The organism is Serratia sp. A07, assembly GCF_058725505.1.
Genome location: NZ_JBZXDO010000007.1, coordinates 1 through 25,099, shown reverse-complemented (window position 1 = coordinate 25,099; position 25,099 = coordinate 1). Strand labels below are relative to the sequence as shown.

The following is a 25,099-nucleotide window of genomic DNA, read 5'->3' as shown; positions in this document are numbered from 1 at the left end:
CCGTTTTTTCAGGGATTAACGGGTGCCGTAGACGACAATGGTTTTGCCGTGGGCGGAAATCAGGTTTTGATCTTCCAGCATTTTCAGAATACGGCCAACGGTTTCACGCGAGCAGCCGACGATCTGGCCGATCTCCTGACGGGTGATCTTGATCTGCATGCCGTCCGGGTGAGTCATGGCGTCAGGTTGCTTCGCCAGATTCAGCAGGGTTTGCGCGATGCGGCCGGTAACGTCCAGGAAGGCGAGGTTGCCCACTTTTTCGGAGGTGACCTGCAGGCGGCTCGCCATTTGGGCGGACAGACGCATCAGGATGTCCGGGTTCACCTGGATCAGCTGGCGGAATTTCTTGTAGGAAATTTCGGCCACTTCACAGGCGGTTTTCGCGCGAACCCAGGCGCTGCGCTCCTGGCCTTCTTCGAACAATCCGAGCTCGCCGATGAAATCCCCCTGGTTGAGGTAGGACAGGATCATCTCTTTACCTTCTTCATCCTTGATCAGCACCGCGACGGAGCCTTTCACGATGTAGTAAAGCGTTTCGGCCTTTTCACCTTGGTGAATCAGCGTACTCTTCGATGGATATTTGTGGATATGGCAATGAGACAGGAACCATTCGAGAGTAGGGTCTGTTTGCGGTTTGCCGAGAACCATTCGCTGTTATCCTCTGTTGTTATCGCTGCCTTGTGTCACAGGGGTCAGAGTTCCCTGTAAAACTCGCCTGTAGCCGCAGTCATGAGCGAGGGCTACCGGCAAGTTTTGAGGCGTGTCATAAAAATACGCTGTCGCTCTAGCATATTAACTTGCCGTAAGCGCTGCAAGCTACATTCTGTTAACATACCGGTAAAGGAGCCTTTCTCTGGGCGTTTCCCTGAAATTCAGTGTCCCGGAAAGATTTATTGCGGCTCTGTTTGTAGCACAGAGTAAGGCGGGTGTCTCGTGTTGTCTCGCTTCAGCATGATTAGCATCAGGTTACGTTGCCTGTTTCTATGCGAAAGCGTACTCTGATTTTAAGAAATCAACCGGAGTGACCAGAATGCAGGCAAGAGTTAAATGGGTGGAAGGGTTAACGTTTTTGGGGGAATCGGCCTCCGGCCACCAGGTCCTGATGGATGGCAACGCCGGTGATAAAGCGCCCAGCCCAATGGAGATGGTGCTGATGTCGGTGGGCGGCTGCAGCGCGATCGACGTGGTGTCCATCCTGCAAAAAGGGCGCAACGACGTGCGCGACTGTGAGGTGAAGCTGACCTCCGAGCGCCGCGAAGAAGCCCCGCGGTTGTTCACCCATATCAACCTGCACTTCATCGTTACCGGCCAGGACCTGACCGACAAGATCGTCGAGCGTGCGGTGAACCTGTCGGCGGAGAAATACTGCTCGGTGGCGCTGATGCTCAACAAGGCCGCCACGGTGACCCACAGCTTCGAGATCCGCCAACCGGCGTAATCGAGACGGAGCGCGGCCCGGCGCCGCGCTCAACGCATTTATTCGATCTTCTTGCCTTCCAGCAACCGCTGCACCAGCGGCGCCATGATCAGCTCCATCGCCAGCCCCATCTTGCCGCCCGGCACCACTAACGTATTGATGTGTGAGATAAACGAGCCCTGCAGCATCGCCAGCAAATAGGGGAAATCTATCTGATCCAGCCCGCGGAAGTGGATCACCACGAAGCTTTCGTCCAGTGAGGGAATCGCCTTGGCGGCGAACGGGTTGGAGGTGTCCACCGTCGGCACGCGCTGGAAGTTGATGTGGGTGCGCGAGAACTGCGGCGTGATGTAGTTGATGTAATCTTCCATCGAACGCACCACCGAATCCATCACCGCTTCGCGAGAGTGGCCACGCTCGCCGGTATCGCGGATCAGTTTCTGAATCCACTCCAGGTTGACGATCGGCACCACGCCGACCAGCAGATCGACGTGGTTGGCCACGTCATGGTGCTCGGTGACCACGCCGCCGTGCAGCCCCTCGTAGAACAGCACGTCAGTCGGCGCCGGCAGCGGTTCCCACGGGGTGAAGGTACCCGGCACCTGATTGTAGGGCACCGCTTCGTCGTAGGTGTGCAGATACTTGCGCGAGCGCCCGGTGCCGTTCTTGCCGTAGTCGATAAAGCTCTGCTGCAGCAGGCCGAAGTCGTTGGCCTCGGGGCCGAAATAGCTGATGTGTCTGCCCAGATCGCGCGCCTTGCGGATCGCCGCGTCCATTTCCGGCCGGGTGTAGCGATGGAAGCTGTCGCCCTCCAGCTCGGCGGCGCGGATGTTGAGCTGTTGGAAGATCTTACGGAACGCCACGCTGGTGGTGGTGGTGCCGGCGCCGCTGGAACCGGTCACCGCGATAACGGGATGTTTGGCAGACATGATGGTTGTCACTCCGTGTTGAATGCGCCGGCGTCAGGGGATTATTGTGGCTCTTGTTGACGCTCTCTATCTCAGGAAAAAATGGCGCGCGCTGGTTTGCAATGCCCCATTGTTACCTGATTTTTTCCGTCAGTCATAGAACCGAGCGCCACTAAATTTCTTCCTGCCCGGCGCGGAACTGGCCGCGCGGCATGATGTTGACGCTCTCGTGCAGTTCCGACCACACCAGCACCACTTCGCCGTTTTTCAGCTGGCGGCGCACGTCCTCCACCTTCTGTTCCAGCGAGCGTTCATGTTCGCCGTAATCGGTGCCTTCGCGCAGTACAAAGGATTCGATCAGGCTGTTCAGGGTGTCGGTTGCCAGTTCTTGCCAGGGAATGATCACGTCGGGATGTCCAGATAAGGGGAAAGCCAGGCCGGAATGCGATGTTCCAGCCACATGTGCGGTTTTTTCAGCGTGCCGCCGACGAAGCCGACGTGGCCGCCGTACTCGGTCAGTTGATATTCGATATTGCGCGGCAGGCCGGCGACGTCGGGGATCACCTCATGGGTCATGAAGGGATCGTCCTTCGCATGGATGATCAGCAGCGGCGTCTGAATAGCCGGCAACAGCGGCAGGGCGCTGCAGCGGCGATAGTAGTCGATAGCGTCGCTAAAGCCGTGAATGCGCGAGGTAATGGCGTCGTCGAATTCGCGGATGCGCCGCAACCCGTTCAGCTGTGACAGCTTGAGCGGCAGAGTGTCCGGGTAGTGCAACAGCTTGCGGGTGGCGTTTTGTTTCAGCTGCCCCAGCAGGTAGCGTTGATAAACACGGGAGAAACCTTGCTCCATGCGGTAGGCGCAGGGCTCCAGCATCAGCGGCGCCGAGACCACCACCGCCGCTTGCAGCAGGCTGTCGGCGCCTTGCTGCGCCAGATAGCAGGCCAGCATGTTGCCGCCGAGCGAAACGCCTACCGCCGCGGTCGGCACCTCGCCGTAGCGGTCGCGCAGCCAGCGCAGAAAGAAGCGCGCATCTTCGGTTTCACCGGAGTGGTAGATGCGCTGCTTGCGGTTGGGCACGCCGCTGCAGCCGCGAAAGTGCATCACCACGCCGAGCCAGCCACGCTCACGCCAGGCGTTGAGCAGGCCATGTGCGTAGGGGCTGTAGAAGCTGCCTTCCAGGCCGTGGAACAGCACCGCGCGCGGTTTGTCGCGCGCCTGCGCCGGATCTTCGCTCCAGGCGAGATCGACGAAATCGCCGTCGGGCAATTCCAGCCGTTGCCAATGCGGTTTCAATAACACGCGGCGGCGCACCAACCGCGGCAACAGCGTTTGCAGGTGCGGGTTACTGGCCCCGGTCAGAGGGCGAAAGGTGTTAGGCATAGGCTGAGTAAAAATGTTGTGGGCGGCTATTGTGAGATCCCTAGCGCACTGTTAGCTTCAATACCAAGAACTAACAATGATACTGCAAAAAAGCGCCTTGGGTGAGGAGCACCCGTGCCATGGAACCGAGTTTATTCCTTTCGATGCTGGGCTTCCTGTGGGTCGCCGCCATCACGCCTGGCCCCAATAACCTGCTGTTGACTACCTCCGGCGCTAACTTCGGCTTTATGCGATCGCTGTGGCTGATGGTCGGTATCATGCTCGGCATGCAAAGCATTTTGCTGCTGGTGGCCTTCGGCGTCGGCAGCCTGATCCTGGTCTACCCGTCGCTGCACCTGATCCTGAAAATCCTCGGCAGTTTGTACCTGCTGTGGCTGGCGTGGAAAGTCGCCACCGCCGCCTATGAAAAGCTGGAAACCGACGTGGCGCCGCCGCAGCCGGTGCGGCTGTATCAGGGCTGGCTGCTGCAGTTCCTCAACCCGAAAGCCTGGCTGATGGCGCTGGGGGCGGTGGCCAGCTTCAGCCTGGCGGGCGATAAGTACAACGGATCCATTGCGGCGATCGCGCTGGGCATTTTGGTGGTCAACATTGTCGCCGGCATTATCTGGCTGGCGTTCGGCACCGTGATCGGCCGCCTGCTGCGCAGCAAAAAGGCCTGGGTTATCTTCAACGGTTCCATGGGGTTGTTGACCGCAGCCTGTGTGTTACTGATCTGGCATTAAGGAGCGAACGATGGCGGAAAATTATTATCACGTGGTTGCCTTTACCGGCAAAGGGCTGCGCGGCAACCCGGCCGGGGTTTGCCTGCTGACGCAGCCGCTGCCGGCGGAGCGGCTGCAGGCGATCGCCAACGAGATCGGCCTGCCGGAAACCAGCTTTGTCTGGGATGACGGCGACATGACCGCTATCCGCTGGTTTACCCCGGAACGCGAGGTCGATCTTTGCGGCCACGGCACCCTGGCGGCGGCGCATGTGATGTTCAGCGCGATCAATCCGGCGCTGCAGGATATCCGCTTCCGTTCGGCCGGCGGCGAGCTGTTCGTCAAGCGCGATGCGCAGGACGGGGAACGGCTGGTGCTCGACTTCCCCGCACGGCCGCCGCAGAAGGTGGCTGAACCGGCGGGCCTCGCGGCGCTGCTGGGCGAGCAGCCGCTGGAGGTGTGGCAGGCGAAAGCGCTGATGGTGGTGCTGGAAAATGAGGCGCAGGTACGCGCGCTGCGGCCTGACATCCCGGCGCTGATCGCGCTGGCCGGGCGTGCGGTAATCGTTACCGCGCCGGGTGACACCGTGGACTTCGTGTCGCGCTATTTCACGCTCGACGGCGGTGAAGATCCTGTTACCGGCTCCGCGCACTGCACGCTGATGCCTTACTGGACGGCGCGTCTCGGCCGCCATCGGCTGCATGCGCAGCAGATCTCGGCACGCGGCGGCGAACTGTTCTGCGAACTGCACGGGGATCGCACGCTGCTCGGCGGCTATGCTCATGTGTTCCTGCGCGGAAGTATCGCGCTGTAACCCGCGTTTATATTACTCACGGTAATAAAGAAGACTTTTTTATTCTTTTATAGCCCGTCATCGCTCAGATAAAACTGTCAGCAACTGAACAGATTTTTATCAACGGAGCGGAACATGGCGGGCAAACTCTTTTCCTTACGCAACGCGGCGCTGTTGGCGCTGTCGCTCAGCGCAACCAGCGCCTACGCGGTGGACGTGACCGTGGCGTACCAGACGTCGGCGGAACCGGCCAAGGTGGCGCAGGCGGAAAACAGCTTCGCCAAACGGTCCGGCGCGACGGTCGACTGGCGTAAGTTCGACAGCGGCTCCAGCGTGCTGCGTGCGCTGGCCTCCGGCGACGTGCAGATCGGCAATATCGGCTCCAGCCCGCTGGCGGTGGCCGCCAGCCAGAAACTCCCCATCGAAGTGTTCCTCATCGCCTCGCAGCTCGGCAGTTCCGAAGCGCTGGTGGTGAAGAATGACATCAAAAGCCCGCAGGATCTGATCGGCAAGCGCATTGCGGTGCCGTTTATCTCCACCACCCATTACAGCCTGCTGGCCTCGCTCAAGCATTGGGGCATCAAGCCTGAGCAGGTGAAGATCCTCAATCTGCAGCCGCCGGCCATCGCCGCCGCCTGGCAGCGCGGCGACATCGACGGCGCCTACGTCTGGGCGCCGGTGGTCAACGAACTGGCCAAACAGGGCAAGGTGTTGACCGACTCCGCGCAGGTGGGCGAATGGGGCTCGCCGACGCTGGACGTGTGGGTGGTGCGCAAAGATTTTGCCGAGAAACATCCCGACGTGGTGACCGCCTTTGCCGCCAGCACCCTGCAGGCGCAAAAAGCCTACCTGGCGGCGCCGGAACAGTGGCTGAAAGATCCGAACCACCTCAGCACGCTGGCGCGCCTGAGCGGCGTGCCGGAAGCGCAGGTGCCGGAGCTGGTGAAGGGAAACCGTTATCTGCCGGTGGCGGATCAGGTTGCCCAGCTCGGCCAGCCGGTGGACAAGGCGATCCGCGATACCGCCGAATTCCTCAAGCAGCAGGGCAAGATCCCGCAGGTCGACAGCGACTACAGCGCTTACGTGACCGACCGCTTTGTGAAACAGGTGCAGGCTGCGCCGCAGTCGTAAGGAAGCAGGATGCTAAACGTCAATCATCTTTCAGCAGAGTATCAGGGGCGGCCCGCGCTGCGTGACGTGTCGTTCCAGATCGCCGCCGGGCAACTGGTGGTGGTGCTCGGCCCGTCGGGCTGCGGCAAGACCACGCTGCTGAATTTGATCGCCGGGTTTATCGAGCCTTCAGCTGGCAGCATCACGCTGGATGGAACGCCCGTTCACGGCCCGGGCGCCGAACGGGGCGTGGTGTTCCAGCATGAGGGCTTACTGCCGTGGCGCAACGTGGTGGACAACGTCGAGTTCGGTCTGCAACTGGCCGGCGTCGGCAAGGCGCAGCGCCGCCAGGTGGCGGAGCAGATGCTGCAGCGCGTGGGGCTGGCGGGCTATGAACAGCACTTCATCTGGCAGCTTTCCGGCGGCATGCGCCAACGCGTCGGCATCGCCCGCGCTCTGGCCGCCGATCCGCGGCTGTTGTTGTTGGACGAGCCGTTCGGCGCCCTGGACGCGTTCACCCGCGAGCAGATGCAGGAGCTGTTGCTGACCATTTGGCGTGATACCGGCAAGCAGGTGCTGCTGATCACCCACGATATCGAAGAGGCGGTGTTCCTCGCCAGCGAACTGCTGCTGCTGTCGCCGGGGCCAGGGCAGGTGGTGGAGCGGCTGTCGCTGAACTTCGGCCAACGCTATGCCGACGGTGAAGCCTGCCGCGCCATCAAGTCAGATCCTGAATTTATCGCGCAGCGCGAATACGTGCTGGGCAAAGTTTTCCAACAGCGCGAGGCCTTGCTATGAGCCTGCATTCCACTTTGAAGGCCGCGGCGCAGCCGCAGGGCAAAGCGGCACGCCGTTTCAGCGTGCCGCGCAACGTTTGGCTGAGCGGCGCCACGCTGTTGACGGTGTTGATCGTCTGGTGGGGCGTAACGGCGCTGCAGCTGATCAGCCCACTGTTTTTGCCGGCGCCGCAGCAGGTGCTGCACCAGTTGATCACCATCGCCAGCCCGCAAGGCTTTATGGACGCCACGCTGTGGCAACATCTGGCGGCCAGCCTGGGGCGTATTCTGGTAGCGCTGTTGGCGGCGGTGATCGTCGGCATTCCGGTGGGCATCGCCATGGGGCTGAACGACACGGTACGCGGCATCCTCGATCCGCTGATTGAAATCTATCGCCCGGTGCCGCCGCTGGCCTATCTGCCGCTGATGGTGATTTGGTTCGGCATCGGCGAAACCTCAAAGATCTTACTGATTTATCTGGCGATCTTCGCGCCGGTGACGCTGTCTGCCGTGGCCGGCGTGCGCAGCGTGGCGCAAGTGAGGGTGCGTGCCGCCCGCGCGTTGGGCGCCACGCGTTGGCAGGTGCTGCGTTTCGTGGTGCTGCCGAGCGCGCTGCCGGAGATCCTGACCGGCATTCGCATCGGGCTGGGCGTCGGCTGGTCGACGCTGGTGGCCGCCGAACTGATCGCCGCCACGCGCGGCCTGGGATTTATGGTGCAATCCGCCGGTGAGTTTCTGGCGACCGACGTGGTGTTAGCCGGCATCGGCGTGATTGCGGTGATTGCATTTGGGCTGGAGCTGGGGCTGCGTGCCCTGCAGCGCCGATTGACCCCGTGGCATGGAGTACAGCAATGAACGAACGTCTGAATATCACCCCGCTGGGGCCTTACATCGGGGCGCTGGTGGAAAACGTCGAGTTGGCCCGGCCGCTGGGCGACGGCCAGTTTGAACAGCTTTATCATGCCTTGCTGAAGCATCAGGTGCTGTTCTTCCGCAATCAGCCGATCACGCCGCTGCAGCAGCGCGATCTGGCCGGCCGCTTCGGCGATCTGCATATCCATCCGGTCTATCCGCACGCCACCGACGTGGAAGAGATCATCGTGCTCGATACCCACGACGACAACCCGCCGGACAACGATAACTGGCACACCGACGTGACCTTTATCGAGAACCCGCCGCTGGGGGCGATCCTGGCGGCCAAGACCTTGCCTTCCACCGGCGGCGATACGCTGTGGGCCAGCGGCATCGCGGCCTACGAGGCGTTGTCGGCGCCGTTCAGAACGCTGCTCGCAGGGCTGCGTGCGGAGCATGACTTCACCAAGTCGTTCCCGGAACACAAACATCGCGGCAGTGAAGAGGAGCATCAGCGCTGGCAGCTGGCGGTGCAGAAAAACCCGCCGCTGCTGCATCCGGTGGTACGCACCCACCCGGTCAGTGGCCGGCAGGCGCTGTTCGTCAATGAAGGGTTTACCACGAGGATCGTCGATCTGGCGCCGAAAGAGAGCGACGCTTTGCTGAACTTCCTGTTTGCTCACATCACCAAACCGGAGTTTCAGGTGCGCTGGCGCTGGCAGGAAAATGACGTGGCGATCTGGGATAACCGTGTGACGCAGCACTACGCCAACGCGGATTATCTGCCGCAGCGGCGCATCATGCACCGCGCGACCATTCTGGGGGATAGGCCTTTTTACAAGGCCTGAGGCTTAGGCTTCGAACGCCTGCGTTAACTGTTCCAGCTGTTCCTGTGCATCCAGCCAGGTCATTTCCGTCTCTTCCAGCGCGGATTTGGCCTGGCTTTGCTTTTGCAGGCAGTCGGTCAACTCGGCCTTGCGGCTGATGTCGTACAGTGCGGAATCCGCCAGCTGTTCCTCCACCGCCGCCAGTTCGGCGCCCAGTTTTTCCATCTGCTGTTCCAGCTTGGCGATCTGCTTGCGCAGCGGCTGGGTCTGCGTACGGAACTCCGCCTCGCGGCGTTTTTGATCCTTGCGCGCCTGCGCGCTGTTGCCGCCGCTCTCTTTTTCCGGTGCGTCCTGCTGGCTTTCCTGGCGCTGCAGGTCGACAAGCCACTGCTGGTAGTCGTCGAGATCGCCCTCGAAAGGCTCGACCTGGCCGTCGTGCACCAGGTACAGATCGTCGGTGGTAGAGCGCAGCAGGTGACGGTCGTGCGAGACCACCACCAACGCGCCTTCGAAATCGATCAGCGCCTCGGTCAGCGCCTGACGCATGTCGAGATCCAGGTGGTTGGTCGGTTCATCGAGCAGCAGCAGGTTAGGGCGCTGCCAGACGATCAGCGCCAGCACCAGCCGCGCCTTCTCGCCGCCGGAGAAACGTTCGGTCACTTCGCTGACCTTGTCGCCCTGGAAGCCGAAACCGCCCAGATAGTCGCGCAGCTGCTGCTCCAGCACCCGTGGTGCGATGCGGCTCAGGTGCTGCAGCGGCGATTCGTCGGCGCGCAGGAATTCCAGCTGGTGCTGGGCGAAGTAACCCAGCTTGATGCCTTTCGCCAGGCCGATCTCGCCGCTCAGCGGTTCCAGAGTGCCGGCCAGCAGTTTGATCAGCGTCGATTTACCGGCGCCGTTGCGGCCGAGCAGGCCAATGCGCGAGCCGGGCACCAGGTTCAGCTTGATTGACTTCAGGATCACCTTGTCGCCATACCCGGCGCTGACTTTGTCCATGCGCAGCAGCGGATTTGGCAGGCTTTCCGGCGGACGGAAGCTGAAGGTGAACGGGTTGTCGACGTGCGCCGGGGCGATCAGCTCCATGCGCTCCAGCATCTTGATGCGGCTCTGCGCCTGCTTGGCCTTGGTGGCCTGCGCGCGGAAACGGTCGATATAGCTTTGCAGGTGCGCCACTTTCTCTTGCTGGTGCTGATACAGCGACTGCTGCTGCGCCAGCTTGGTGGCGCGCTGGCGTTCGAACGACGAATAGTTGCCGGTGTATTCATTCATCGTCTGCTGTTCGATATGCAGGATTTTGTCGACGATCGGATCGAGGAAGTCGCGGTCGTGCGAGATCAGCACCAGCGTGCCGGGATAGCTTTTCAGCCAGCGCTCCAGCCAGATCACCGCATCGAGATCCAGGTGGTTGGTCGGTTCGTCGAGCAGCAGCAGGTCGGAACGGCACACCAGCGCCTGCGCCAGGTTGAGGCGCATGCGCCAGCCGCCGGAGAAGTCGCGCACCGGGCTTTGCAGCTGTTCGTTGGAGAAGCCGAGGCCGTGCAGCAGGCTGGCGGCGCGGGAGCGGATGGTCCAGGCGTCGATGGCGTCCAGCTTGCCGTGCAGGGTGGCGATGGCGTGGCCGTCGTTGCGATCGTTGGCCGCCTGCAATTCGGCTTCGAGTTGGCGAAACTCGCGGTCGCCGTCGATAACATACTCGATTGCCGGCACGTCCAGCGCCGGCGTCTCCTGGTTGACCCAGGCCAGCGCCCAGTTGCCGGGGAAGGTGAAGCTGCCGCCGTCCGCCGCGATCTCGCCCTTCAGCAGCGACAGCAGCGTGGATTTGCCGCAGCCGTTTTTGCCCACCAGGCCGACCTTCTGACCTGGATTAACCGTCGCCGTGGCGTTGTCCAGCAGGACGCGGATGCCGCGTCGGATTTGTAGCGAGGAGAATACAATCATAAAGCGCCGTATGTTCAGAGTATGTTAAATTATCATTAAGGTAACAGAACGCGCACCGCGCGCTGTTTTTGTCTTTGCGATGCATGGTAACGGAAAACCGCTACCCTGACGACGCTTTGGAGGGGAATGATGTCGCAGCCGCCCAAGGTCTTGCTGCTGTATGCCCATCCGGAATCCCATGACTCGGTGGCGAACCGGGTTTTGCTTCGACCGGCGCAGCAGTTGGAACATGTCACCGTGCACGATCTCTACGCGCACTACCCTGATTTTTTTATCGATATCCATCACGAACAACAGCTGCTGCGTGAGCATCAGGTCATCGTGTTTCAGCACCCCCTGTATACCTACAGCTGCCCGGCGCTGCTGAAGGAGTGGCTGGATCGCGTGCTGTCGCGCGGCTTTGCCAGCGGCGTGGGCGGCAATGCGCTGGCGGGCAAATACTGGCGTTCGGTGATCACCACCGGCGAACCGGAAGGCGCCTACCGCACCGGCGGTTATAACCACTACCCGATGGAAGATATTCTGCGGCCGTTCGAGCTGACCGCCGGGATGTGCCATATGCATTGGCTGACGCCGTTCGTGGTGTATTGGGCGCGGCGGCAAAAGCCGGAGGTGCTGCGTAGCCATGCGGACGCCTATGGCGAGTGGCTGAGCCACCCGCTGCCACGCGGAGGGCGGTGAGCATGGAAGGATCGACCTTACTGACCGCCATTTTACTGTTCCTGTTCGCCGCGGTGGTGACGGTGCCGATCGCCCGTCGCCTGGGGATCGGCGCGGTGCTGGGCTATCTGATCGCCGGCATCGCCATCGGCCCCTGGGGATTGGGCTTCATTCGCGACGTCGACGAGATCCTGCACTTCTCCGAGCTGGGCGTGGTGTTCCTGATGTTCATCATCGGCCTGGAGCTGAACCCCAGCAAGCTGTGGGAGCTGCGGCGTTCGATCTTCGGCGCCGGCGCCGGCCAGGTGTTGATCACCGCGGCGGTGCTGGGTGCGTTGCTGTACCTGACGCACTTCGCCTGGCAGGCGGCGGTGATCGGCGGCGTCGGCCTGGCGATGTCTTCCACCGCCATGGCGCTGCAGCTGATGCGCGAGAAGGGCATGAACCGCAACGAAGGGGGGCAGCTCGGCTTCTCGGTGCTGCTGTTCCAGGATATGGCGGTGATCCCGGCGCTGGCGCTGATCCCGATTCTGGCCGGCGCCGGCGGCACCAGCGACGACTGGGCGAAGATCGCGCTTAAGGTGGCGGCGTTCGGCGGCATGCTGATCGGCGGCCGTTTCCTGCTGCGGCCGCTGTTCCGCTATATCGCCGCTTCCGGCGTGCGCGAGATCTTCACCGCCGCGGCGCTGTTGCTGGTGCTCGGCTCGGCGCTGTTTATGGAAGCGCTCGGCCTGTCGATGGCGCTCGGCACCTTCATTGCCGGGGTGCTGCTGGCGGAGAGCGAATACCGCCACGAACTGGAAATTTCCATCGAGCCGTTTAAAGGGCTGCTGCTGGGGTTGTTCTTTATCTCGGTGGGCATGGTGTTGAATATCGGCGTGCTCTACACCCATCTGGCCGAGGTGTTGATCGGCGTGCTGGTGCTGGTGACGGTCAAATCCGGCGTGCTCTACGGCGTGTCGCGCCTGTTCGGCCTGCGCAGTTCGGTGCGGCTGCAGTTTGCCGGGGTGCTCAGCCAGGGCGGTGAGTTCGCCTTCGTGCTGTTTTCGGCGGCGGGCGCCCAAAAGGTGCTGCAGCCGGATCAACTCTCTTTGCTGCTGGTGGTGGTGACGCTGTCGATGATGACCACGCCGCTGTTGATGCAGGCCATCGACCGCATTTTGGCGCGCCGCTATAACGCCAAAGACGAAGATGAGGAGACGCCGTACGTGGAAGATGACGATCCGCAGGTGATCATCGTCGGCTTCGGGCGTTTCGGCCAGGTGATCGGCCGCCTGTTGATGGCCAACAAAATGCGCATTACCGTTCTGGAGCGCGACGTCAGCGCCGTTGGCGTACTGCGGCGCTACGGCTACAAGGTTTATTACGGCGATGCCACCGAGCTGGAGCTGCTGCGCGCGGCGGGCGCCGAGAAGGCCAAGTCGATCGTGATCACCTGCAACGAGCCGGAAGACACCATGGAGATCGTGCGGCTGTGCCAGCAACACTTCCCGAACCTGAGCATTCTGGCGCGGGCGCGCGGCCGCGTGGAGGCGCATGAGTTGCTGCAGGCGGGGGTGAAACAGTTCAGCCGCGAAACCTTCTCCAGCGCGCTGGAACTGGGGCGCAAGGCGCTGATGGAGTTGGGGATGCACCCGCATCAGGCCTTCCGCGCCCAGCAGCATTTCCGCCGCCTGGATATGCGTATGCTGCGTGAACTGATGCCGCCGCATCAGGGCGACGTGGCTCAAATTTCCCGCGTGAAAGAGGCGCGGCGCGAGCTGGAAGAGCTGTTCCATCGCGAAATGCAAAAAGAAAGCCGCCAGTTCGACGGCTGGGACGAATACGAATAAGCGGGAGCATAACGATGTCTGCAACACGTAAAAGATTTATCGCCGGGGCGGTGTGCCCAAGCTGTAGCGCCATGGATACGCTGGCGGTATGGCGGGAGGATCAGGTGGAGGTGGTGGAGTGCGTCAAGTGCGGCCACCATCAGCGCCAGACCGAACAACAGGTGGAAAAACACGTTCGCCCGCAAGAGCAGGTGATCGGCATTTTCCAGCCGAAGTAGCGTTTTTTTATCCCGGAGGGTACAGCGAGGCAGATTTCCGTTACAATCTGTCCGGAAAAGGCGCGCATCCCGATAACGGTGTGCGTCCTAGTAGCCAACGGTAGGAGATATCATGAAAGTAGCAAAAGACTTGGTGGTCAGCCTGGCTTACCAAGTACGTACAGAAGACGGTGTTTTGGTTGATGAGTCTCCGGTGAGCGCACCGCTGGACTATCTGCACGGGCATGGTTCTCTGATCGCAGGTCTGGAAAAAGCACTCGAAGGCCACGACGTTGGCGATCGTTTTGACGTTCACGTCGGCGCGAACGACGCGTACGGCAACTACGACGAAAACCTGGTGCAGCGCGTACCGAAAGACGTCTTCATGGGCGTTGACGAACTGCAGGTCGGCATGCGTTTCCTGGCTGACACCGATCAGGGCCCGGTACCGGTTGAAATCACCGAAGTTGACGGCGACCACGTGGTGGTTGACGGCAACCACATGCTGGCCGGCCAAAACCTGAACTTCAACGTGGAAGTTGTCGCGATCCGCGAAGCGACCGAAGAAGAACTGGCGCACGGCCACGTACACGGCGAGCACGACCATCACCACGAACACGGTGAAGGCTGCTGCGGCGGTCACGGCCACAGCCACGATCACGACCATGGTCACGACCACGGTAAAGGTGGTTGCGGTAACGGCGGCTGCGGCTGCCACTAAGCAGAGCGCAGTGACGAGACAAGAGGGCGGCCATCGGCTGCCCTTTTTTATGCGCGGCGCACCGGGCGCCGAACGGCACAACAGGACATGCCATGGCCACCATGAAAGACGTTGCGCGCCGCGCCGGCGTTTCCACGGCCACCGTCAGCCGGGTGATCAATAATACCGCCTACGTTGAACCGGTGACCCGCGAACGCGTCGAGAAAGCGATGCGCGAGTTTAACTACCATCGCAACGCCGCCGCGCTGGCGCTGGCGAAAAGAAGCGGCAATATGCTGGGATTGCTGACCGGCAACCTCGACGATCCGTTTTTTTCACGCCTGGCGCGGGGCGTGGAAGACATCACGCGGCAGGCCGGCGTGCGGTTGATGTTGTGCAGCGGCGGGCATCAGGCCGAGCTGGAAAAAAGCGGCCTCGATTTTCTCATCAACCAGGGATGCGAAGCCATCGTGGCGCACGTCACGCGCATGGGGGAGGAGGAGCTGCTGCGCTACGCCGCCCACACGCCTGCGCTGGTGCTGATCAATCGTTATCTGCCCGCCATCGCCAACCGTTGCATCTGGCTCGACAACGCCAATGCGGCGCAGACGGCGACCGAGTTGCTCATACGCCAGGGGCATCGGAGAATTGCCTGCGTGACGGCGGATCTGCCGATCGACGACCGCGCGCAGCGGTTAGCGGGTTACCGCAAGGCCATGGCCGCCGCCGGCATTGAGGTACCCGGCAGCTGGATCATCAGCGTGCCCTTCAACGAGCGAGGGGGCGAACTGGCGGCCGAGCGCGTGCTGGCCAGCGACCCATGCTTCACCGCCGCAGTGACCTTCAACGACGTAATGGCCGCCGGCATGATGCGCACCTGCCACCAACGGCACATTCAGCTGCCTGAGGCGCTGTCGATCGTCGGTTTTGACGACATTGCCCTGGCGAAGTATCTCCACCCCGCGTTGACCACCGTGCATTATCCCATCGAGAAAATGGCTCGGCGTGCCGCGCGCCTGGCGCTACAGATTCACAGCGGCAGCGACGTCGCGCCACGAAACAACCGCTTTTCGGCCGAACTTATCCTGCGAGACTCCGTAGCCGACGGCGAACCGCATGAGCAAAGCAAGCGCGGTGAATGAGAGACGGCTCACACAACGCCATCTCATGAAACCGATTACATGGCCGGTTGCCTGCGCTCACATCCTCCAATTACCGAAGCCATTACGCTGTTGCAGTACCCCATCTTCAACAGGAGCCGTATATGGATAATAAGAAAACGCTCAACCTTGGGCTGGCGACGCTGCCGATTGTGGCCATGCTGTTGCTGCTCATCATCGGCTATGGCCAGTTTGGCCTGCGCATTGAACCGCTGCTGCTGGTTTCCGCCGCCATCGCCGCGGCGTTAGCCTGGTGGCAAGGCTACCGCTGGGACGACATCATCGAGGCCATCGTGGCCAAGCTGGCGAAGGCGATGCCGGTGATCATGATCCTGATCTGCGTGGGCGGCCTGATCGGCACCTGGATGATCAGCGGCACCATCCCTTACATGGTGTATTGGGGGCTGAAGCTGATCAGCCCGCAATATATTCTGATCGCCGCGTTCTTCATCACCAGCGTGATCTCGGTGTGCACCGGCACCTCGTGGGGGGCGGCCGGCACCGTGGGCGTGGCGCTGATGGGCGTGGCCGCCGGTCTGGACGTGCCGCTGGCCGCCGCGGCCGGGGCGGTGGTGTCCGGCGCTTACTTCGGCGACAAAATTTCGCCGTTGTCCGATTCGACGAACTTCGCGGCTATCGTTGCGGATACCGATCTCTACAGCCATATCCAGCATCTGATGTACACGACGCTGCCGAGTTTTATCCTGACCGCCGTGGTGTACCTGATCGCCGGCCACACCGGTGCGGTGGGCAGCGTGGCAACGCCCGAAAAAGTGACCGAAATTGTCGGTGCGCTCGAGGGGCTGTACCACTTCAATCTGCTACTGATCCTGCCGCCGGTGCTGGTGCTGTGGGGCGCGGTGACCAAACGGCCGGTGATCCCCGTCATGCTGGCCGCCTGCGCGCTGGCGATCGCCATCGGCGTCGCGCTGCAGGGCTTTAGCCTGCAGCAGGGGCTGAATGCGTTGATGGACGGCTTCAATCTGTCGATGTTCGCCACTCAGGGCCATAACGTCGAAGGGATCGTCGCCGATGTGCCGCGCCTGCTGAACCGCGGCGGCATGTTCTCGATGATGAGTACGATCCTGCTGGTGTTCTGCGCCTTTTCCTTCGCCGGCGCCCTGACGCTGACCGGCGCGCTGACGGTGATCATCAGCCGGCTGTTGAAAGTGGTGCACACCACCGGCCAGCTGATCGCCGCCACCGTTGCCACCACTATCCTGGTGACCGGCGCGACCAGCGACGGCAAGCTGGCGCTGCTGATCCCGGCGGAGCTGTTCAAAGGGGCCTATCGACGCATGGGGCTGGACAACAAAAATCTGTCGCGCACCGTCGAAGATGCGGGCACCGTCATCGAACCGCTGATCCCGTGGACGGCCGCCGGCATTTACATGGCCACCACGCTGGGGGTCAGCACCCTCGATCTGCTGCCGTGGGCGATCCAATGTTATGCCGCGGTGGTGTTCGCCCTGATTTATGGGTTCACCGGCTTCGGTATCGCCAAACTCCAACCTCAGAACGACTTGCAGCGTAAGGAAGCCTGACATGACGAGTCATTTCAACGCCATCATCGATCGCCACAACACCGGCTCCGTGAAGTGGGACTTCATCGACCGCTATCTGCAACTGGACGGCAGTGAACTGTTGCCGATGTGGGTGTCCGATTTCGACTTTCCGTGCCCGCCGGAGGTGCAGCAGGCGCTGCATCAGCGGGTGGACCACGGCGTCTTTGGCTACAGCGAACGCGACGACGCTTACTATGAGGCGGCGATCGACTGGTTTGCCAAGCGGCACGGCTTGCCGCTGCGGCGCGAATGGTTCACGTCGATTGAAGGGGTAGTGCCGGGGTTGGCGATGCTGATCCAACTGCTCAGCAGGCCGGGGGATGGCGTGGTGGTGCAGGGGCCGTACTATGGCTCGTTCGCCAAGATAGTCACCATGAACGGCAGAGAGGTGATTGAAAACCCGCTGCTGGAAACCCCGCAGGGATACCGGATCGATTTCGACCAGCTGGCCGCCTGCCTGGCGCAGCGTAAACCGCCGCTGTTGTTGCTGTGCAATCCGCACAACCCGACCGGCCGTTGCTGGCGCCGTGATGAACTGGAGCGGCTCATGGCGCTCTGCCACGCCCACGACGTCACGGTGATCTCCGATGAAATTTGGGCCGACCTGCTGCTGCCCGGCGAGACGTTTACGTCGGTGTTGCATCTGGGCGAGGAATATCGCGAGCGGGTCATTGCGGCGACGTCCGCCAGCAAAACGTTCGGCCTTTCCTCGCTGCGCATTTCGAATTTCCTGATCCCCAATGCCCGGCTTCGGCAGGCGTTTGTCGATCGGCTGAACGCCCACGGGCTGGATGTGTTCAACGCGCTGTCGATGACGGCGGCGACCGCGGCCTATCAACGGGGCGCGGCCTGGCTTGATGAGCTGCTCGACTACCTGGCGGAGAACCGGCGTTGGTTTAAGCAGGCGCTGGCGGACGCCGCGCCCTGGTGCACGATGACCCAGGCTGAAGGGACCTATCTCGCCTGGCTGGATTGCCGCTCGCTGGGTTTGAACGATGCTGACTTGCAGCAGGCGCTGGTGGCGGTGGCGAAGCTGGCGCCGTCGATGGGCAACGGTTTCGGCCCGCAGGGGAGCGGTTTTATCCGTATCAACCTGGGGTGCCCGCGCCGGTATCTCGAGCGTGCCGTCGCAGGGCTGGCACGCCTGAAATAACCGCATGGCGGGCCCTCAATAGTGCGGCGGAGGCGTTTCTTCCGATTGCGAGGCGATCATTGAGGTTTGGGTCGAGCGCAGCTTGTCGGTCAACATGCGCAGATGTTCGCGCATCTTCAGCATTTCCATTTGATGCTGGATGACGGTCTGGTTGAGCTCTTCGATGGTGAGCTCTTGGAAGGCCTGACGGCTCTCCAGTTCTTCAAGCCGCTGTAGCAGGCGTTGAGTGTCGGCGTTGTGCATGAGGCTACCTCTGACGCGATAAAATCCTGATTCGGCGCTATGGTAACAGCTGGCGCCGGGTTTGCTCGCGCTATTTCTCCAGACGGCGCGCAACGTTGCGATCGGCAGTGTAAAGTGCTGAAAAGTTGCGCGCCTGATACGCCGTTTTTTGCTAACCTCGCCGAATATTCTGCAAGAAAAATCTGATTTATCATGCGAGTAGCACGCGGTGGGAAACTTCTTGGCAAAGCGGGAGTCACACTTTGACTCGATTGGTTACCTGTGCGACTGTTTTGTTTTGTTTCAGGCAGCTATAGTAGCCCGGTTATCTTACCTAATGATTGTTTGGGGCATTGCTTCAGACACTGGAGAAATGGATGAAATCTTTGTTTAAAGTCACGCTTCTGGCAACCACCATGGCTTTTGCTCTGAATGCGACCCAGGTCATGGCAGCCGATGCCGCCAAACCGGCAGAAGCCGCTAAACCAGCGGACGCGGCAGCAGCACCGAGCACCGGCAAGTTCAAAAACGACGACGAGCAAGCGGCTTACGCACTGGGCGCCTCTCTCGGCCGTTACATGGACAACTCTCTGAAAGAGCAAGAGAAGCTGGGCATCAAGCTGGACAAAGATCAGCTGATCGCCGGCGTTCAGGACGCGTTCGCCAACAAGAGCAAGCTGAACGATGCCGACATCGAGAAGACCCTGCAGGGCTTCGAAGCGCGCGTGAAGGCTTCCGCTCAGGCGAAGATGGAACAGGACGCCAAGGACAACGAAACCAAAGGCGCCAAGTACCGCGACAGCTTCGCTAAAGAAAAAGGCGTGAAGAAAACCGAATCCGGCCTGCTGTACCTGGTAGAGAAACCGGGCGCGGGTGAAGCACCGAAAGACAGCGACACCGTGGTAGTGAACTACAAAGGCACCCTGACCGACGGTACCGAGTTCGATAACTCCTACACCCGCGGCGAGCCGCTGTCGTTCCGTCTGGACGGCGTGATCCCAGGCTGGACCGAAGGCCTGAAACACATCAAGAAAGGCGGCAAAATCAAGCTGGTGATCCCACCGGCGCTGGCCTACGGTAAAACCGGCGTTCCGGGCATCCCGGCTAACTCCACGCTGGTCTTCGACGTTGAGCTGCTGGACGTGAAAGCGGCGCCGAAAGCCGACGCTAAAGCCGAAAAACCGGCTGACGCGAAAGCCGCTACCAAAGCGAAATAACATCGTCGCTCTGTTTGCCACCGCCGCGGATGCCCTCCGCGGCGGTTTTCATTTCGGCAGCCGCCGCCTCTCTCTCCATTGAACGCTTGACGCCTGCCGGGCATCGGGCTTAACGTCAATACCACGCGCAAACGCAAGGACTTTGCTCCGGCCGCTTTGCTAGACTAATAATTCTGATTTATCAGTCATGCGTCTGCCCCTTAGGGCGTGTACCTAAAATTGTTCCCGGCCGCCTCGCCCGCGGATGTCATCGTGCCGTTTGATGCCGCTCTCAGCCGGCCGCGCTGCGGCGTGCCGACGACGGCAGCGATCCGGTCCGAGCGGTTTTAGCTGCGCCCCCTGGCACAGGCGATCTATGAGGGTGGTATCTTCGATGTCGAATTCGCTTTTATCCAGCGAAGCCAGCGAACTTGATTTGCTGAATGAACGTCCGTTTACTCAAACGGATCATGAAATCCTGAAATCCTATGAAGCGGTGGTCGACGGGTTGGCGATGTTGATCGGCGGCCACTGCGAGATCGTACTGCACGCGCTGGAAGACCTGAACAGCTCTGCGGTACGCATCGCCAACGGTGAACATACCGGGCGTAAAATCGGCTCGCCGATCACCGATCTGGCGCTGCGCATGCTGCACGACATGGCCGGCGACGACAGCAGCGTGTCGAAAGCCTACTTTACCCGCGCCAAGAGCGGCGTGTTGATGAAGTCGGTGACCATCGCCATTCGCAATCGCGAGCAGCGGGTGATCGGCTTGCTGTGCATCAACATGAACCTCGACGTGCCGTTCTCGCAGATCATGCAGACCTTTATGCCGCCGGCCACGCAGGACGTGCCGTCGTCGGTGAATTTCGCTTCTTCCGTCGACGATCTGGTGGCGCAGACGCTGGAGTTCACCATCGAAGAGGTGAACGCCGACCGCTCGGTGTCCAATAATGCCAAGAATCGTCAGGTGGTGCTCAATCTCTATGAGAAAGGCATCTTCGACATCAAGGATGCGATCAACCAGGTGGCGGATCGCCTGAATATCTCCAAACACACCGTGTATCTGTATATCCGCCAGTTCAAGAGCGGCGATCTGTTGGGAAGCGACCGTTGATGCTCGATTATTGCCTGTTGGTCACCGGCCCGGCTTACGGCACGCAGCAGGCCAGCAGCGCCTATCAGTTCGCTCAGGCTTTGCTGGCGAAAGGGCACCGGCTTTCCAGCGTTTTTTTCTACCGTGAAGGGGTGTTGAACGCCAACCAGCTGACCGCGCCGGCCAGTGACGAGTTCGACCTGGTGCGCGGCTGGGCGCAGCTGGCGCAGCAACACGGCGTGGCGCTCAACGTCTGCGTTGCTGCTGCGCTGCGTCGTGGCGTCACCGACGAGCAGGAGGCGGCGCAGCAGGGGCTGGCAAGCGCCAACCTGCAGCCCGGTTTTACCCTGAGCGGGCTGGGTTCCCTGGCCGAAGCGTCGCTGAGTTGCGACCGTCTGGTGCAGTTCTGAGGATATGATGAAACGAGTCGCTTTTGTTTTCACCCACGGGCCGCACGGCGGCGCCGGCGGCAGGGAAGGGCTGGATGCGCTGCTCGCCACGTCGGCGCTCAGCGAAGAATTGGGGGTGTTTTTTGTCGGCGATGGCGTATTGCAGCTGTTGCCGGGCCAGCAACCGGAAAAGATTTTGGCGCGCAATTACATTGCCACCTTCGGCGTGCTGCCGCTGTATGACGTGGAGCGCTGCTATCTGTGCCAGGCTTCGCTGCAGGAGCGTGGGCTGAGCCAGGTGACCGATTGGGTGCTGGACGCCGAGGTGTTGGCGCCGGACGAACTGCGCCGCGAACTGGCCGGCTACGACGCCGTGATGACGTTTTAGGATCCTTTGATGCTGTATACCCTGAGCCATTCGCCAAACCAATGTGACTTACCTGCGCTGCTGCGCCTGACGGCAGAGGGCGACGCGCTGCTGCTGCTGCAGGACGGCGTGCTTGCCGGCCTTGCCGGCAGCGCCCATCTTGAATTGCTGCTCGCCGCCCCCATATCCCTTTACGCGCTGCAGGACGACCTGGAAGCCCGGGGATTGGTTGGTCATTTCTCGCACAAAATCACTGTCGTCGGCTATAATCACTTCGTTGAATTAACCGAACAACACCGCAGCCAAATGGCCTGGTGATGAGAGTGATGTTGTATATTTCTTGACACCCATACTGGTCAGCCCTAAAATTCTGCGTCCTCGTACTTTGCCAATAGTGCATACGAGGGGATTTATCACATGTTTACGAAGCTAGTACGAAGCAAAAACCAGGAGCTTTTTTAATGGCAACAATTAACCAGCTGGTTCGCAAACCACGCTCTGTGAAGGCTGCTAAAAGCAACGTTCCAGCGCTGGAAGCCTGCCCGCAGAAACGTGGCGTATGCACCCGCGTATACACCACTACCCCGAAAAAACCAAACTCCGCACTGCGTAAAGTTTGCCGTGTGCGTTTGACCAACGGTTTCGAAGTAACTTCCTACATCGGTGGCGAAGGCCACAACCTGCAGGAACACTCCGTAATCCTGATCCGTGGCGGTCGTGTAAAAGACCTGCCAGGTGTGCGTTACCACACCGTCCGTGGTGCACTTGACTGCTCCGGTGTTAAAGACCGTAAGCAAGCTCGTTCCAAGTACGGCGTGAAGAAGCCAAAGGCTTAATGGTTCTCCGTTAAGTAAGGCCAAACGTTTTAACTTTAATGTCAAAATAAACTCGTAGAGTTTTGGACAATCCTGAATTAACAACGGAGTATTTCCATGCCACGTCGTCGCGTAATCGGCCAACGTAAAATCCTGCCAGATCCTAAGTTCGGATCTGAGCTGCTGGCCAAATTTGTAAATATCCTGATGGTAGACGGTAAAAAATCTACTGCAGAAGCAATCGTCTATACCGCGCTGGAGACCCTGGCTCAGCGTTCTGGTAAAGATCACCTGGAAGCTTTCGAAGTCGCTCTCGACAACGTTCGCCCGACTGTAGAAGTTAAGTCGCGTCGCGTTGGCGGTTCTACTTATCAGGTACCAGTTGAAGTCCGCCCGGTTCGTCGTAATGCTCTGGCAATGCGTTGGATCGTTGATGCTGCACGTAAACGCGGTGATAAATCCATGGCTCTGCGCCTGGCGAACGAGCTGTCTGACGCAGCAGAGAACAAAGGTTCTGCTGTTAAGAAGCGTGAAGACGTTCACCGTATGGCCGAAGCCAACAAGGCGTTCGCCCACTACCGCTGGTAATCACCCGGCTGTAGTCATGCTAACCAAGCGGGCGCGTCAAATCGGCCCGCTTGGGTTAACTGAACTTGAACGCCCTAGGAATAGAGGAATCAAATGGCTCGTACAACACCCATTGCACGCTACCGCAACATCGGTATCAGTGCTCACATCGACGCCGGTAAAACCACCACTACCGAACGTATTCTGTTCTACACCGGTGTAAACCACAAAATCGGTGAAGTTCATGACGGCGCTGCCACCATGGACTGGATGGAACAGGAGCAGGAGCGTGGTATTACCATCACTTCTGCAGCGACTACTGCTTTCTGGTCTGGTATGGCCAAGCAGTTCGAACCGCATCGCGTAAACATCATCGACACCCCAGGGCACGTTGACTTCACCATCGAAGTAGAACGTTCCATGCGTGTGCTGGATGGCGCGGTAATGGTTTACTGTGCTGTTGGTGGTGTTCAGCCACAGTCTGAAACCGTATGGCGTCAGGCTAACAAATACAAAGTGCCACGTATCGCGTTCGTTAACAAAATGGACCGTATGGGTGCTAACTTCCTGAAAGTTGTTGGCCAGATCAAATCTCGTCTGGGTGCTAACCCTGTTCCTCTGCAGCTGGCTATCGGCGCAGAAGACAAATTCACCGGCGTTATCGACCTGGTGAAGATGAAGGCGATCAACTGGAACGAAGAAGACGCAGGCGTAACCTTCGAATACGAAGACGTGCCGGCTGACATGATGGATCTGGCTGAAGAATGGCGCCAGAACCTGATCGAGTCCGCTGCGGAAGCTTCCGAAGAGCTGATGGAAAAATACCTGGGCGGCGAAGAGCTGACCGAGGAAGAAATCAAATCCGCTCTGCGTCAGCGCGTACTGAACAACGAAATCATCCTGGTTACCTGTGGTTCTGCGTTCAAGAACAAGGGCGTGCAGGCGATGCTGGATGCGGTAATCGAATACCTGCCGGCACCAACTGACGTTCCTGCGATCAACGGTATCCTGGACGACGGTAAAGACACTCCGGCTGAGCGTCACGCAAGTGATGACGAGCCGTTCTCTGCTCTGGCGTTCAAAATCGCTACCGACCCGTTCGTAGGTAACTTGACCTTCTTCCGCGTGTACTCCGGCGTTGTTAACTCCGGCGACACCGTGCTGAACTCCGTTAAGTCTGCGCGCGAGCGTTTCGGCCGTATCGTTCAGATGCACGCTAACAAGCGTGAAGAGATCAAAGAAGTTCGCGCAGGCGACATCGCCGCTGCGATCGGTCTGAAAGACGTGACCACCGGGGACACCCTGTGTGACCCAGACTCTCCAATCATCCTGGAGCGTATGGAATTCCCTGAGCCGGTAATCTCTATCGCCGTTGAACCGAAAACCAAAGCTGACCAGGAAAAAATGGGTCTGGCTCTGGGCCGTCTGGCTAAAGAAGACCCGTCATTCCGCGTATGGACTGACGAAGAGTCTAACCAGACCATCATCGCCGGTATGGGTGAACTGCACCTCGACATCATCGTTGACCGCATGAAGCGTGAATTCAACGTTGAAGCTAACGTGGGCAAACCTCAGGTAGCTTACCGCGAAGCGATTCGCGCGAAGATTACCGATGTTGAAGGTAAGCACGCCAAGCAGTCTGGTGGTCGCGGTCAGTACGGTCACGTTGTGATCGACATGTACCCACTGGAGCCGGGCTCTAACCCGAAAGGTTACGAGTTCATCAACGACATCAAAGGTGGTGTAATTCCTGGCGAATACATCCCTGCCGTTGATAAAGGCATCCAGGAGCAGCTGAAGTCTGGTCCGTTGGCTGGTTACCCGGTAGTAGACATGGGTATTCGTCTGCACTTCGGTTCTTACCACGACGTTGACTCCTCTGAACTGGCGTTTAAACTGGCCGCGTCTATCGCCTTTAAAGAAGGCTTTAAGAAAGCGAAACCAGTTCTGCTTGAGCCTATCATGAAGGTTGAAGTTGAGACTCCAGAAGAGAACACCGGTGACGTTATCGGTGACTTGAGCCGTCGTCGCGGCATGCTGCGCGGTCAGGAATCTGAAGTGACTGGCGTTAAGATCCACGCTGAAGTACCGTTGTCCGAAATGTTCGGCTACGCAACTCAGCTGCGTTCTCTGACTAAAGGTCGCGCATCATACACCATGGAATTCCTGAAGTATGATGATGCACCGAACAACGTCGCTCAGGCCGTAATCGAAGCCCGTGGCAAATAAGCCGCAGGGTTAAAACCAAAGTCCCGTGCTCTCTCCAGAAGGGGAGAGCGCTATAGTAAGGAATATAGCCGTGTCTAAAGAAAAATTTGAACGTACAAAACCGCACGTTAACGTTGGTACTATCGGCCACGTTGACCACGGTAAAACTACCCTGACTGCAGCGATCACCACCGTACTGGCTAAAACCTACGGCGGTTCTGCACGTGCTTTCGACCAGATCGATAACGCGCCAGAAGAAAAAGCTCG

Annotated in this window: 29 protein-coding genes; 23 read left to right on the top strand and 6 right to left on the bottom strand. The window is 60.0% G+C overall.

The window, feature by feature from the left end; all coding sequences use genetic code 11:
* Positions 1-15: 15 nt before the first annotated feature.
* Positions 16-648: a cAMP-activated global transcriptional regulator CRP gene (crp, locus tag AC4PR2_RS09720; protein ID WP_004090925.1), complete on the bottom strand. Its 633-nt coding sequence runs from the start codon at positions 646-648 to the stop codon at positions 16-18.
* Positions 649-1,030: 382 nt separating this feature from the next.
* Here crp and AC4PR2_RS09715 point away from each other — a divergent pair, with 382 nt between their 5' ends.
* Positions 1,031-1,438, top strand: a complete 408-nt coding sequence (locus AC4PR2_RS09715) for an OsmC family protein (protein WP_004930372.1) — start codon at positions 1,031-1,033, stop codon at positions 1,436-1,438.
* A gap of 38 nt (positions 1,439-1,476) precedes the next feature.
* Here the strand turns inward: AC4PR2_RS09715 and AC4PR2_RS09710 are convergent, their stop codons facing one another.
* From AC4PR2_RS09710 to AC4PR2_RS09700, 3 genes are all read right to left on the bottom strand, one after another.
* Positions 1,477-2,346: a phosphoribulokinase gene (locus AC4PR2_RS09710; protein ID WP_033636275.1), complete on the bottom strand. Its 870-nt coding sequence runs from the start codon at positions 2,344-2,346 to the stop codon at positions 1,477-1,479.
* 151 nt (positions 2,347-2,497) lie between these two features.
* Positions 2,498-2,731: a YheU family protein gene (locus tag AC4PR2_RS09705; RefSeq protein WP_004930376.1), complete on the bottom strand. Its 234-nt coding sequence runs from the start codon at positions 2,729-2,731 to the stop codon at positions 2,498-2,500.
* Positions 2,728-3,708, bottom strand: coding sequence for a hydrolase (locus tag AC4PR2_RS09700; RefSeq protein ID WP_047729705.1), 981 nt, complete (start codon positions 3,706-3,708; stop codon positions 2,728-2,730). The genes AC4PR2_RS09705 and AC4PR2_RS09700 overlap by 4 nt, the downstream gene beginning before the upstream one ends.
* A 119-nt stretch (positions 3,709-3,827) precedes the next feature.
* Between AC4PR2_RS09700 and AC4PR2_RS09695 the strand changes: the two genes are divergently transcribed.
* From AC4PR2_RS09695 to tauD, 6 genes are all read left to right on the top strand, one after another.
* Positions 3,828-4,430, top strand: a complete 603-nt coding sequence (locus tag AC4PR2_RS09695) for a LysE family translocator (protein WP_060424559.1) — start codon at positions 3,828-3,830, stop codon at positions 4,428-4,430.
* Positions 4,431-4,440: 10 nt separating this feature from the next.
* On the top strand, positions 4,441-5,223 hold the full coding sequence (locus tag AC4PR2_RS09690; protein ID WP_197813620.1) for a PhzF family phenazine biosynthesis isomerase: 783 nt from the start codon (positions 4,441-4,443) through the stop codon (positions 5,221-5,223).
* Between the two features lie 114 nt (positions 5,224-5,337).
* Positions 5,338-6,333: a taurine ABC transporter substrate-binding protein gene (gene tauA, locus AC4PR2_RS09685; protein WP_197862557.1), complete on the top strand. Its 996-nt coding sequence runs from the start codon at positions 5,338-5,340 to the stop codon at positions 6,331-6,333.
* A 9-nt stretch (positions 6,334-6,342) separates the two neighbouring features.
* Positions 6,343-7,110 (top strand): taurine ABC transporter ATP-binding subunit, encoded by a 768-nt coding sequence (tauB, locus tag AC4PR2_RS09680; protein WP_060424566.1) that lies wholly within the window; start codon positions 6,343-6,345, stop codon positions 7,108-7,110.
* Positions 7,107-7,943 (top strand): taurine ABC transporter permease TauC, encoded by an 837-nt coding sequence (gene tauC, locus AC4PR2_RS09675; RefSeq protein WP_033631937.1) that lies wholly within the window; start codon positions 7,107-7,109, stop codon positions 7,941-7,943. The genes tauB and tauC overlap by 4 nt, the downstream gene beginning before the upstream one ends.
* The gene (gene tauD / locus AC4PR2_RS09670) at positions 7,940-8,788 is read left to right on the top strand and encodes a taurine dioxygenase (protein WP_033636267.1); all 849 of its coding nucleotides are present in this window, start codon (positions 7,940-7,942) and stop codon (positions 8,786-8,788) included. The genes tauC and tauD overlap by 4 nt, the downstream gene beginning before the upstream one ends.
* A gap of 3 nt (positions 8,789-8,791) precedes the next feature.
* Here tauD and AC4PR2_RS09665 read toward each other — a convergent pair whose 3' ends face one another.
* Positions 8,792-10,705 (bottom strand): ABC transporter ATP-binding protein, encoded by a 1,914-nt coding sequence (locus AC4PR2_RS09665; RefSeq protein WP_060424569.1) that lies wholly within the window; start codon positions 10,703-10,705, stop codon positions 8,792-8,794.
* A 129-nt stretch (positions 10,706-10,834) separates the two neighbouring features.
* Between AC4PR2_RS09665 and kefG the strand changes: the two genes are divergently transcribed.
* The 7 genes from kefG (at position 10,835) to AC4PR2_RS09630 (ending at position 17,972) form a co-directional block, all read left to right on the top strand.
* Entirely contained in the window at positions 10,835-11,386 is a 552-nt protein-coding gene (gene kefG / locus AC4PR2_RS09660) for a glutathione-regulated potassium-efflux system ancillary protein KefG (protein WP_033645385.1), read from the top strand.
* A gap of 2 nt (positions 11,387-11,388) precedes the next feature.
* Positions 11,389-13,197: a glutathione-regulated potassium-efflux system protein KefB gene (gene kefB, locus AC4PR2_RS09655; RefSeq protein ID WP_033645251.1), complete on the top strand. Its 1,809-nt coding sequence runs from the start codon at positions 11,389-11,391 to the stop codon at positions 13,195-13,197.
* Between the two features lie 14 nt (positions 13,198-13,211).
* Positions 13,212-13,415, top strand: coding sequence for a YheV family putative zinc ribbon protein (locus AC4PR2_RS09650; protein ID WP_015379274.1), 204 nt, complete (start codon positions 13,212-13,214; stop codon positions 13,413-13,415).
* A gap of 112 nt (positions 13,416-13,527) precedes the next feature.
* Positions 13,528-14,115 (top strand): peptidylprolyl isomerase, encoded by a 588-nt coding sequence (gene slyD, locus AC4PR2_RS09645; protein ID WP_038878063.1) that lies wholly within the window; start codon positions 13,528-13,530, stop codon positions 14,113-14,115.
* A gap of 92 nt (positions 14,116-14,207) precedes the next feature.
* Positions 14,208-15,236, top strand: coding sequence for a LacI family DNA-binding transcriptional regulator (locus AC4PR2_RS09640; RefSeq protein ID WP_102985419.1), 1,029 nt, complete (start codon positions 14,208-14,210; stop codon positions 15,234-15,236).
* Between the two features lie 122 nt (positions 15,237-15,358).
* Positions 15,359-16,798 (top strand): Na+/H+ antiporter NhaC, encoded by a 1,440-nt coding sequence (gene nhaC / locus AC4PR2_RS09635; protein ID WP_492175071.1) that lies wholly within the window; start codon positions 15,359-15,361, stop codon positions 16,796-16,798.
* Position 16,799: 1 nt separating this feature from the next.
* A complete protein-coding gene (locus AC4PR2_RS09630) occupies positions 16,800-17,972 on the top strand; it encodes a MalY/PatB family protein (protein ID WP_100396737.1) in 1,173 nt (390 codons plus the stop codon).
* Positions 17,973-17,987: 15 nt separating this feature from the next.
* Here the strand turns inward: AC4PR2_RS09630 and AC4PR2_RS09625 are convergent, their stop codons facing one another.
* Complete coding sequence (locus tag AC4PR2_RS09625) at positions 17,988-18,215, bottom strand: SlyX family protein (protein WP_033649297.1); 228 nt, start codon at positions 18,213-18,215, stop codon at positions 17,988-17,990.
* 356 nt (positions 18,216-18,571) lie between these two features.
* On the opposite strand from AC4PR2_RS09625, the gene fkpA reads away from it, so the two are divergent.
* The 9 genes from fkpA to AC4PR2_RS09580 form a co-directional block, all read left to right on the top strand.
* Positions 18,572-19,411, top strand: a complete 840-nt coding sequence (fkpA, locus tag AC4PR2_RS09620) for an FKBP-type peptidyl-prolyl cis-trans isomerase (RefSeq protein ID WP_100396736.1) — start codon at positions 18,572-18,574, stop codon at positions 19,409-19,411.
* Between the two features lie 373 nt (positions 19,412-19,784).
* Positions 19,785-20,507: a helix-turn-helix transcriptional regulator gene (locus AC4PR2_RS09615; RefSeq protein ID WP_004930418.1), complete on the top strand. Its 723-nt coding sequence runs from the start codon at positions 19,785-19,787 to the stop codon at positions 20,505-20,507.
* Positions 20,507-20,896 carry a sulfurtransferase complex subunit TusD gene (gene tusD / locus AC4PR2_RS09610; protein WP_015379269.1) on the top strand — a complete coding sequence of 130 codons (390 nt, stop codon included), beginning with the start codon at positions 20,507-20,509 and terminating at the stop codon, positions 20,894-20,896. Before AC4PR2_RS09615 ends, tusD begins: the two co-directional genes overlap by 1 nt.
* A 7-nt stretch (positions 20,897-20,903) precedes the next feature.
* Positions 20,904-21,263, top strand: a complete 360-nt coding sequence (gene tusC / locus AC4PR2_RS09605; RefSeq protein WP_443014321.1) for a sulfurtransferase complex subunit TusC — start codon at positions 20,904-20,906, stop codon at positions 21,261-21,263.
* Between the two features lie 9 nt (positions 21,264-21,272).
* Complete coding sequence (tusB, locus tag AC4PR2_RS09600; RefSeq protein WP_019456119.1) at positions 21,273-21,560, top strand: sulfurtransferase complex subunit TusB; 288 nt, start codon at positions 21,273-21,275, stop codon at positions 21,558-21,560.
* A gap of 143 nt (positions 21,561-21,703) precedes the next feature.
* A complete protein-coding gene (rpsL, locus tag AC4PR2_RS09595; protein ID WP_004930426.1) occupies positions 21,704-22,078 on the top strand; it encodes a 30S ribosomal protein S12 in 375 nt (124 codons plus the stop codon).
* A gap of 96 nt (positions 22,079-22,174) precedes the next feature.
* Entirely contained in the window at positions 22,175-22,645 is a 471-nt protein-coding gene (rpsG, locus tag AC4PR2_RS09590; protein WP_004956203.1) for a 30S ribosomal protein S7, read from the top strand.
* A 93-nt stretch (positions 22,646-22,738) separates the two neighbouring features.
* Positions 22,739-24,853 (top strand): elongation factor G, encoded by a 2,115-nt coding sequence (fusA, locus tag AC4PR2_RS09585; RefSeq protein WP_060428649.1) that lies wholly within the window; start codon positions 22,739-22,741, stop codon positions 24,851-24,853.
* A gap of 70 nt (positions 24,854-24,923) precedes the next feature.
* Positions 24,924-25,099, top strand: a 176-nt coding sequence (locus tag AC4PR2_RS09580) for a GTP-binding protein (protein ID WP_016831079.1), incomplete at its 3' end; no start/stop codon positions are given.

Excerpts from the sequence above, each read along its gene's own strand:
- nhaC (WP_492175071.1), top strand. The coding sequence starts at position 15,359 with ATGGATAATAAGAAAACGCTCAACCTTGGGCTGGCGACGCTGCCGATT.
- AC4PR2_RS09715 (WP_004930372.1), top strand. The coding sequence starts at position 1,031 with ATGCAGGCAAGAGTTAAATGGGTGGAAGGGTTAACGTTTTTGGGGGAA.
- tauD (WP_033636267.1), top strand. The coding sequence starts at position 7,940 with ATGAACGAACGTCTGAATATCACCCCGCTGGGGCCTTACATCGGGGCG.
- tusB (WP_019456119.1), top strand. The coding sequence starts at position 21,273 with ATGCTGTATACCCTGAGCCATTCGCCAAACCAATGTGACTTACCTGCG.
- AC4PR2_RS09700 (WP_047729705.1), bottom strand. The coding sequence starts at position 3,708 with ATGCCTAACACCTTTCGCCCTCTGACCGGGGCCAGTAACCCGCACCTG.
- AC4PR2_RS09650 (WP_015379274.1), top strand. The coding sequence starts at position 13,212 with ATGTCTGCAACACGTAAAAGATTTATCGCCGGGGCGGTGTGCCCAAGC.
- tauB (WP_060424566.1), top strand. The coding sequence starts at position 6,343 with ATGCTAAACGTCAATCATCTTTCAGCAGAGTATCAGGGGCGGCCCGCG.
- tusD (WP_015379269.1), top strand. The coding sequence starts at position 20,507 with ATGCTCGATTATTGCCTGTTGGTCACCGGCCCGGCTTACGGCACGCAG.
- AC4PR2_RS09615 (WP_004930418.1), top strand. The coding sequence starts at position 19,785 with ATGTCGAATTCGCTTTTATCCAGCGAAGCCAGCGAACTTGATTTGCTG.
- AC4PR2_RS09640 (WP_102985419.1), top strand. The coding sequence starts at position 14,208 with ATGGCCACCATGAAAGACGTTGCGCGCCGCGCCGGCGTTTCCACGGCC.
- rpsL (WP_004930426.1), top strand. The coding sequence starts at position 21,704 with ATGGCAACAATTAACCAGCTGGTTCGCAAACCACGCTCTGTGAAGGCT.
- rpsG (WP_004956203.1), top strand. The coding sequence starts at position 22,175 with ATGCCACGTCGTCGCGTAATCGGCCAACGTAAAATCCTGCCAGATCCT.
- kefB (WP_033645251.1), top strand. The coding sequence starts at position 11,389 with ATGGAAGGATCGACCTTACTGACCGCCATTTTACTGTTCCTGTTCGCC.
- tauA (WP_197862557.1), top strand. The coding sequence starts at position 5,338 with ATGGCGGGCAAACTCTTTTCCTTACGCAACGCGGCGCTGTTGGCGCTG.
- fusA (WP_060428649.1), top strand. The coding sequence starts at position 22,739 with ATGGCTCGTACAACACCCATTGCACGCTACCGCAACATCGGTATCAGT.
- AC4PR2_RS09690 (WP_197813620.1), top strand. The coding sequence starts at position 4,441 with ATGGCGGAAAATTATTATCACGTGGTTGCCTTTACCGGCAAAGGGCTG.
- AC4PR2_RS09710 (WP_033636275.1), bottom strand. The coding sequence starts at position 2,346 with ATGTCTGCCAAACATCCCGTTATCGCGGTGACCGGTTCCAGCGGCGCC.
- slyD (WP_038878063.1), top strand. The coding sequence starts at position 13,528 with ATGAAAGTAGCAAAAGACTTGGTGGTCAGCCTGGCTTACCAAGTACGT.
- fkpA (WP_100396736.1), top strand. The coding sequence starts at position 18,572 with ATGAAATCTTTGTTTAAAGTCACGCTTCTGGCAACCACCATGGCTTTT.
- crp (WP_004090925.1), bottom strand. The coding sequence starts at position 648 with ATGGTTCTCGGCAAACCGCAAACAGACCCTACTCTCGAATGGTTCCTG.
- AC4PR2_RS09695 (WP_060424559.1), top strand. The coding sequence starts at position 3,828 with ATGGAACCGAGTTTATTCCTTTCGATGCTGGGCTTCCTGTGGGTCGCC.
- tusC (WP_443014321.1), top strand. The coding sequence starts at position 20,904 with ATGAAACGAGTCGCTTTTGTTTTCACCCACGGGCCGCACGGCGGCGCC.
- AC4PR2_RS09665 (WP_060424569.1), bottom strand. The coding sequence starts at position 10,705 with ATGATTGTATTCTCCTCGCTACAAATCCGACGCGGCATCCGCGTCCTG.
- tauC (WP_033631937.1), top strand. The coding sequence starts at position 7,107 with ATGAGCCTGCATTCCACTTTGAAGGCCGCGGCGCAGCCGCAGGGCAAA.
- kefG (WP_033645385.1), top strand. The coding sequence starts at position 10,835 with ATGTCGCAGCCGCCCAAGGTCTTGCTGCTGTATGCCCATCCGGAATCC.
- AC4PR2_RS09630 (WP_100396737.1), top strand. The coding sequence starts at position 16,800 with ATGACGAGTCATTTCAACGCCATCATCGATCGCCACAACACCGGCTCC.
- AC4PR2_RS09625 (WP_033649297.1), bottom strand. The coding sequence starts at position 18,215 with ATGCACAACGCCGACACTCAACGCCTGCTACAGCGGCTTGAAGAACTG.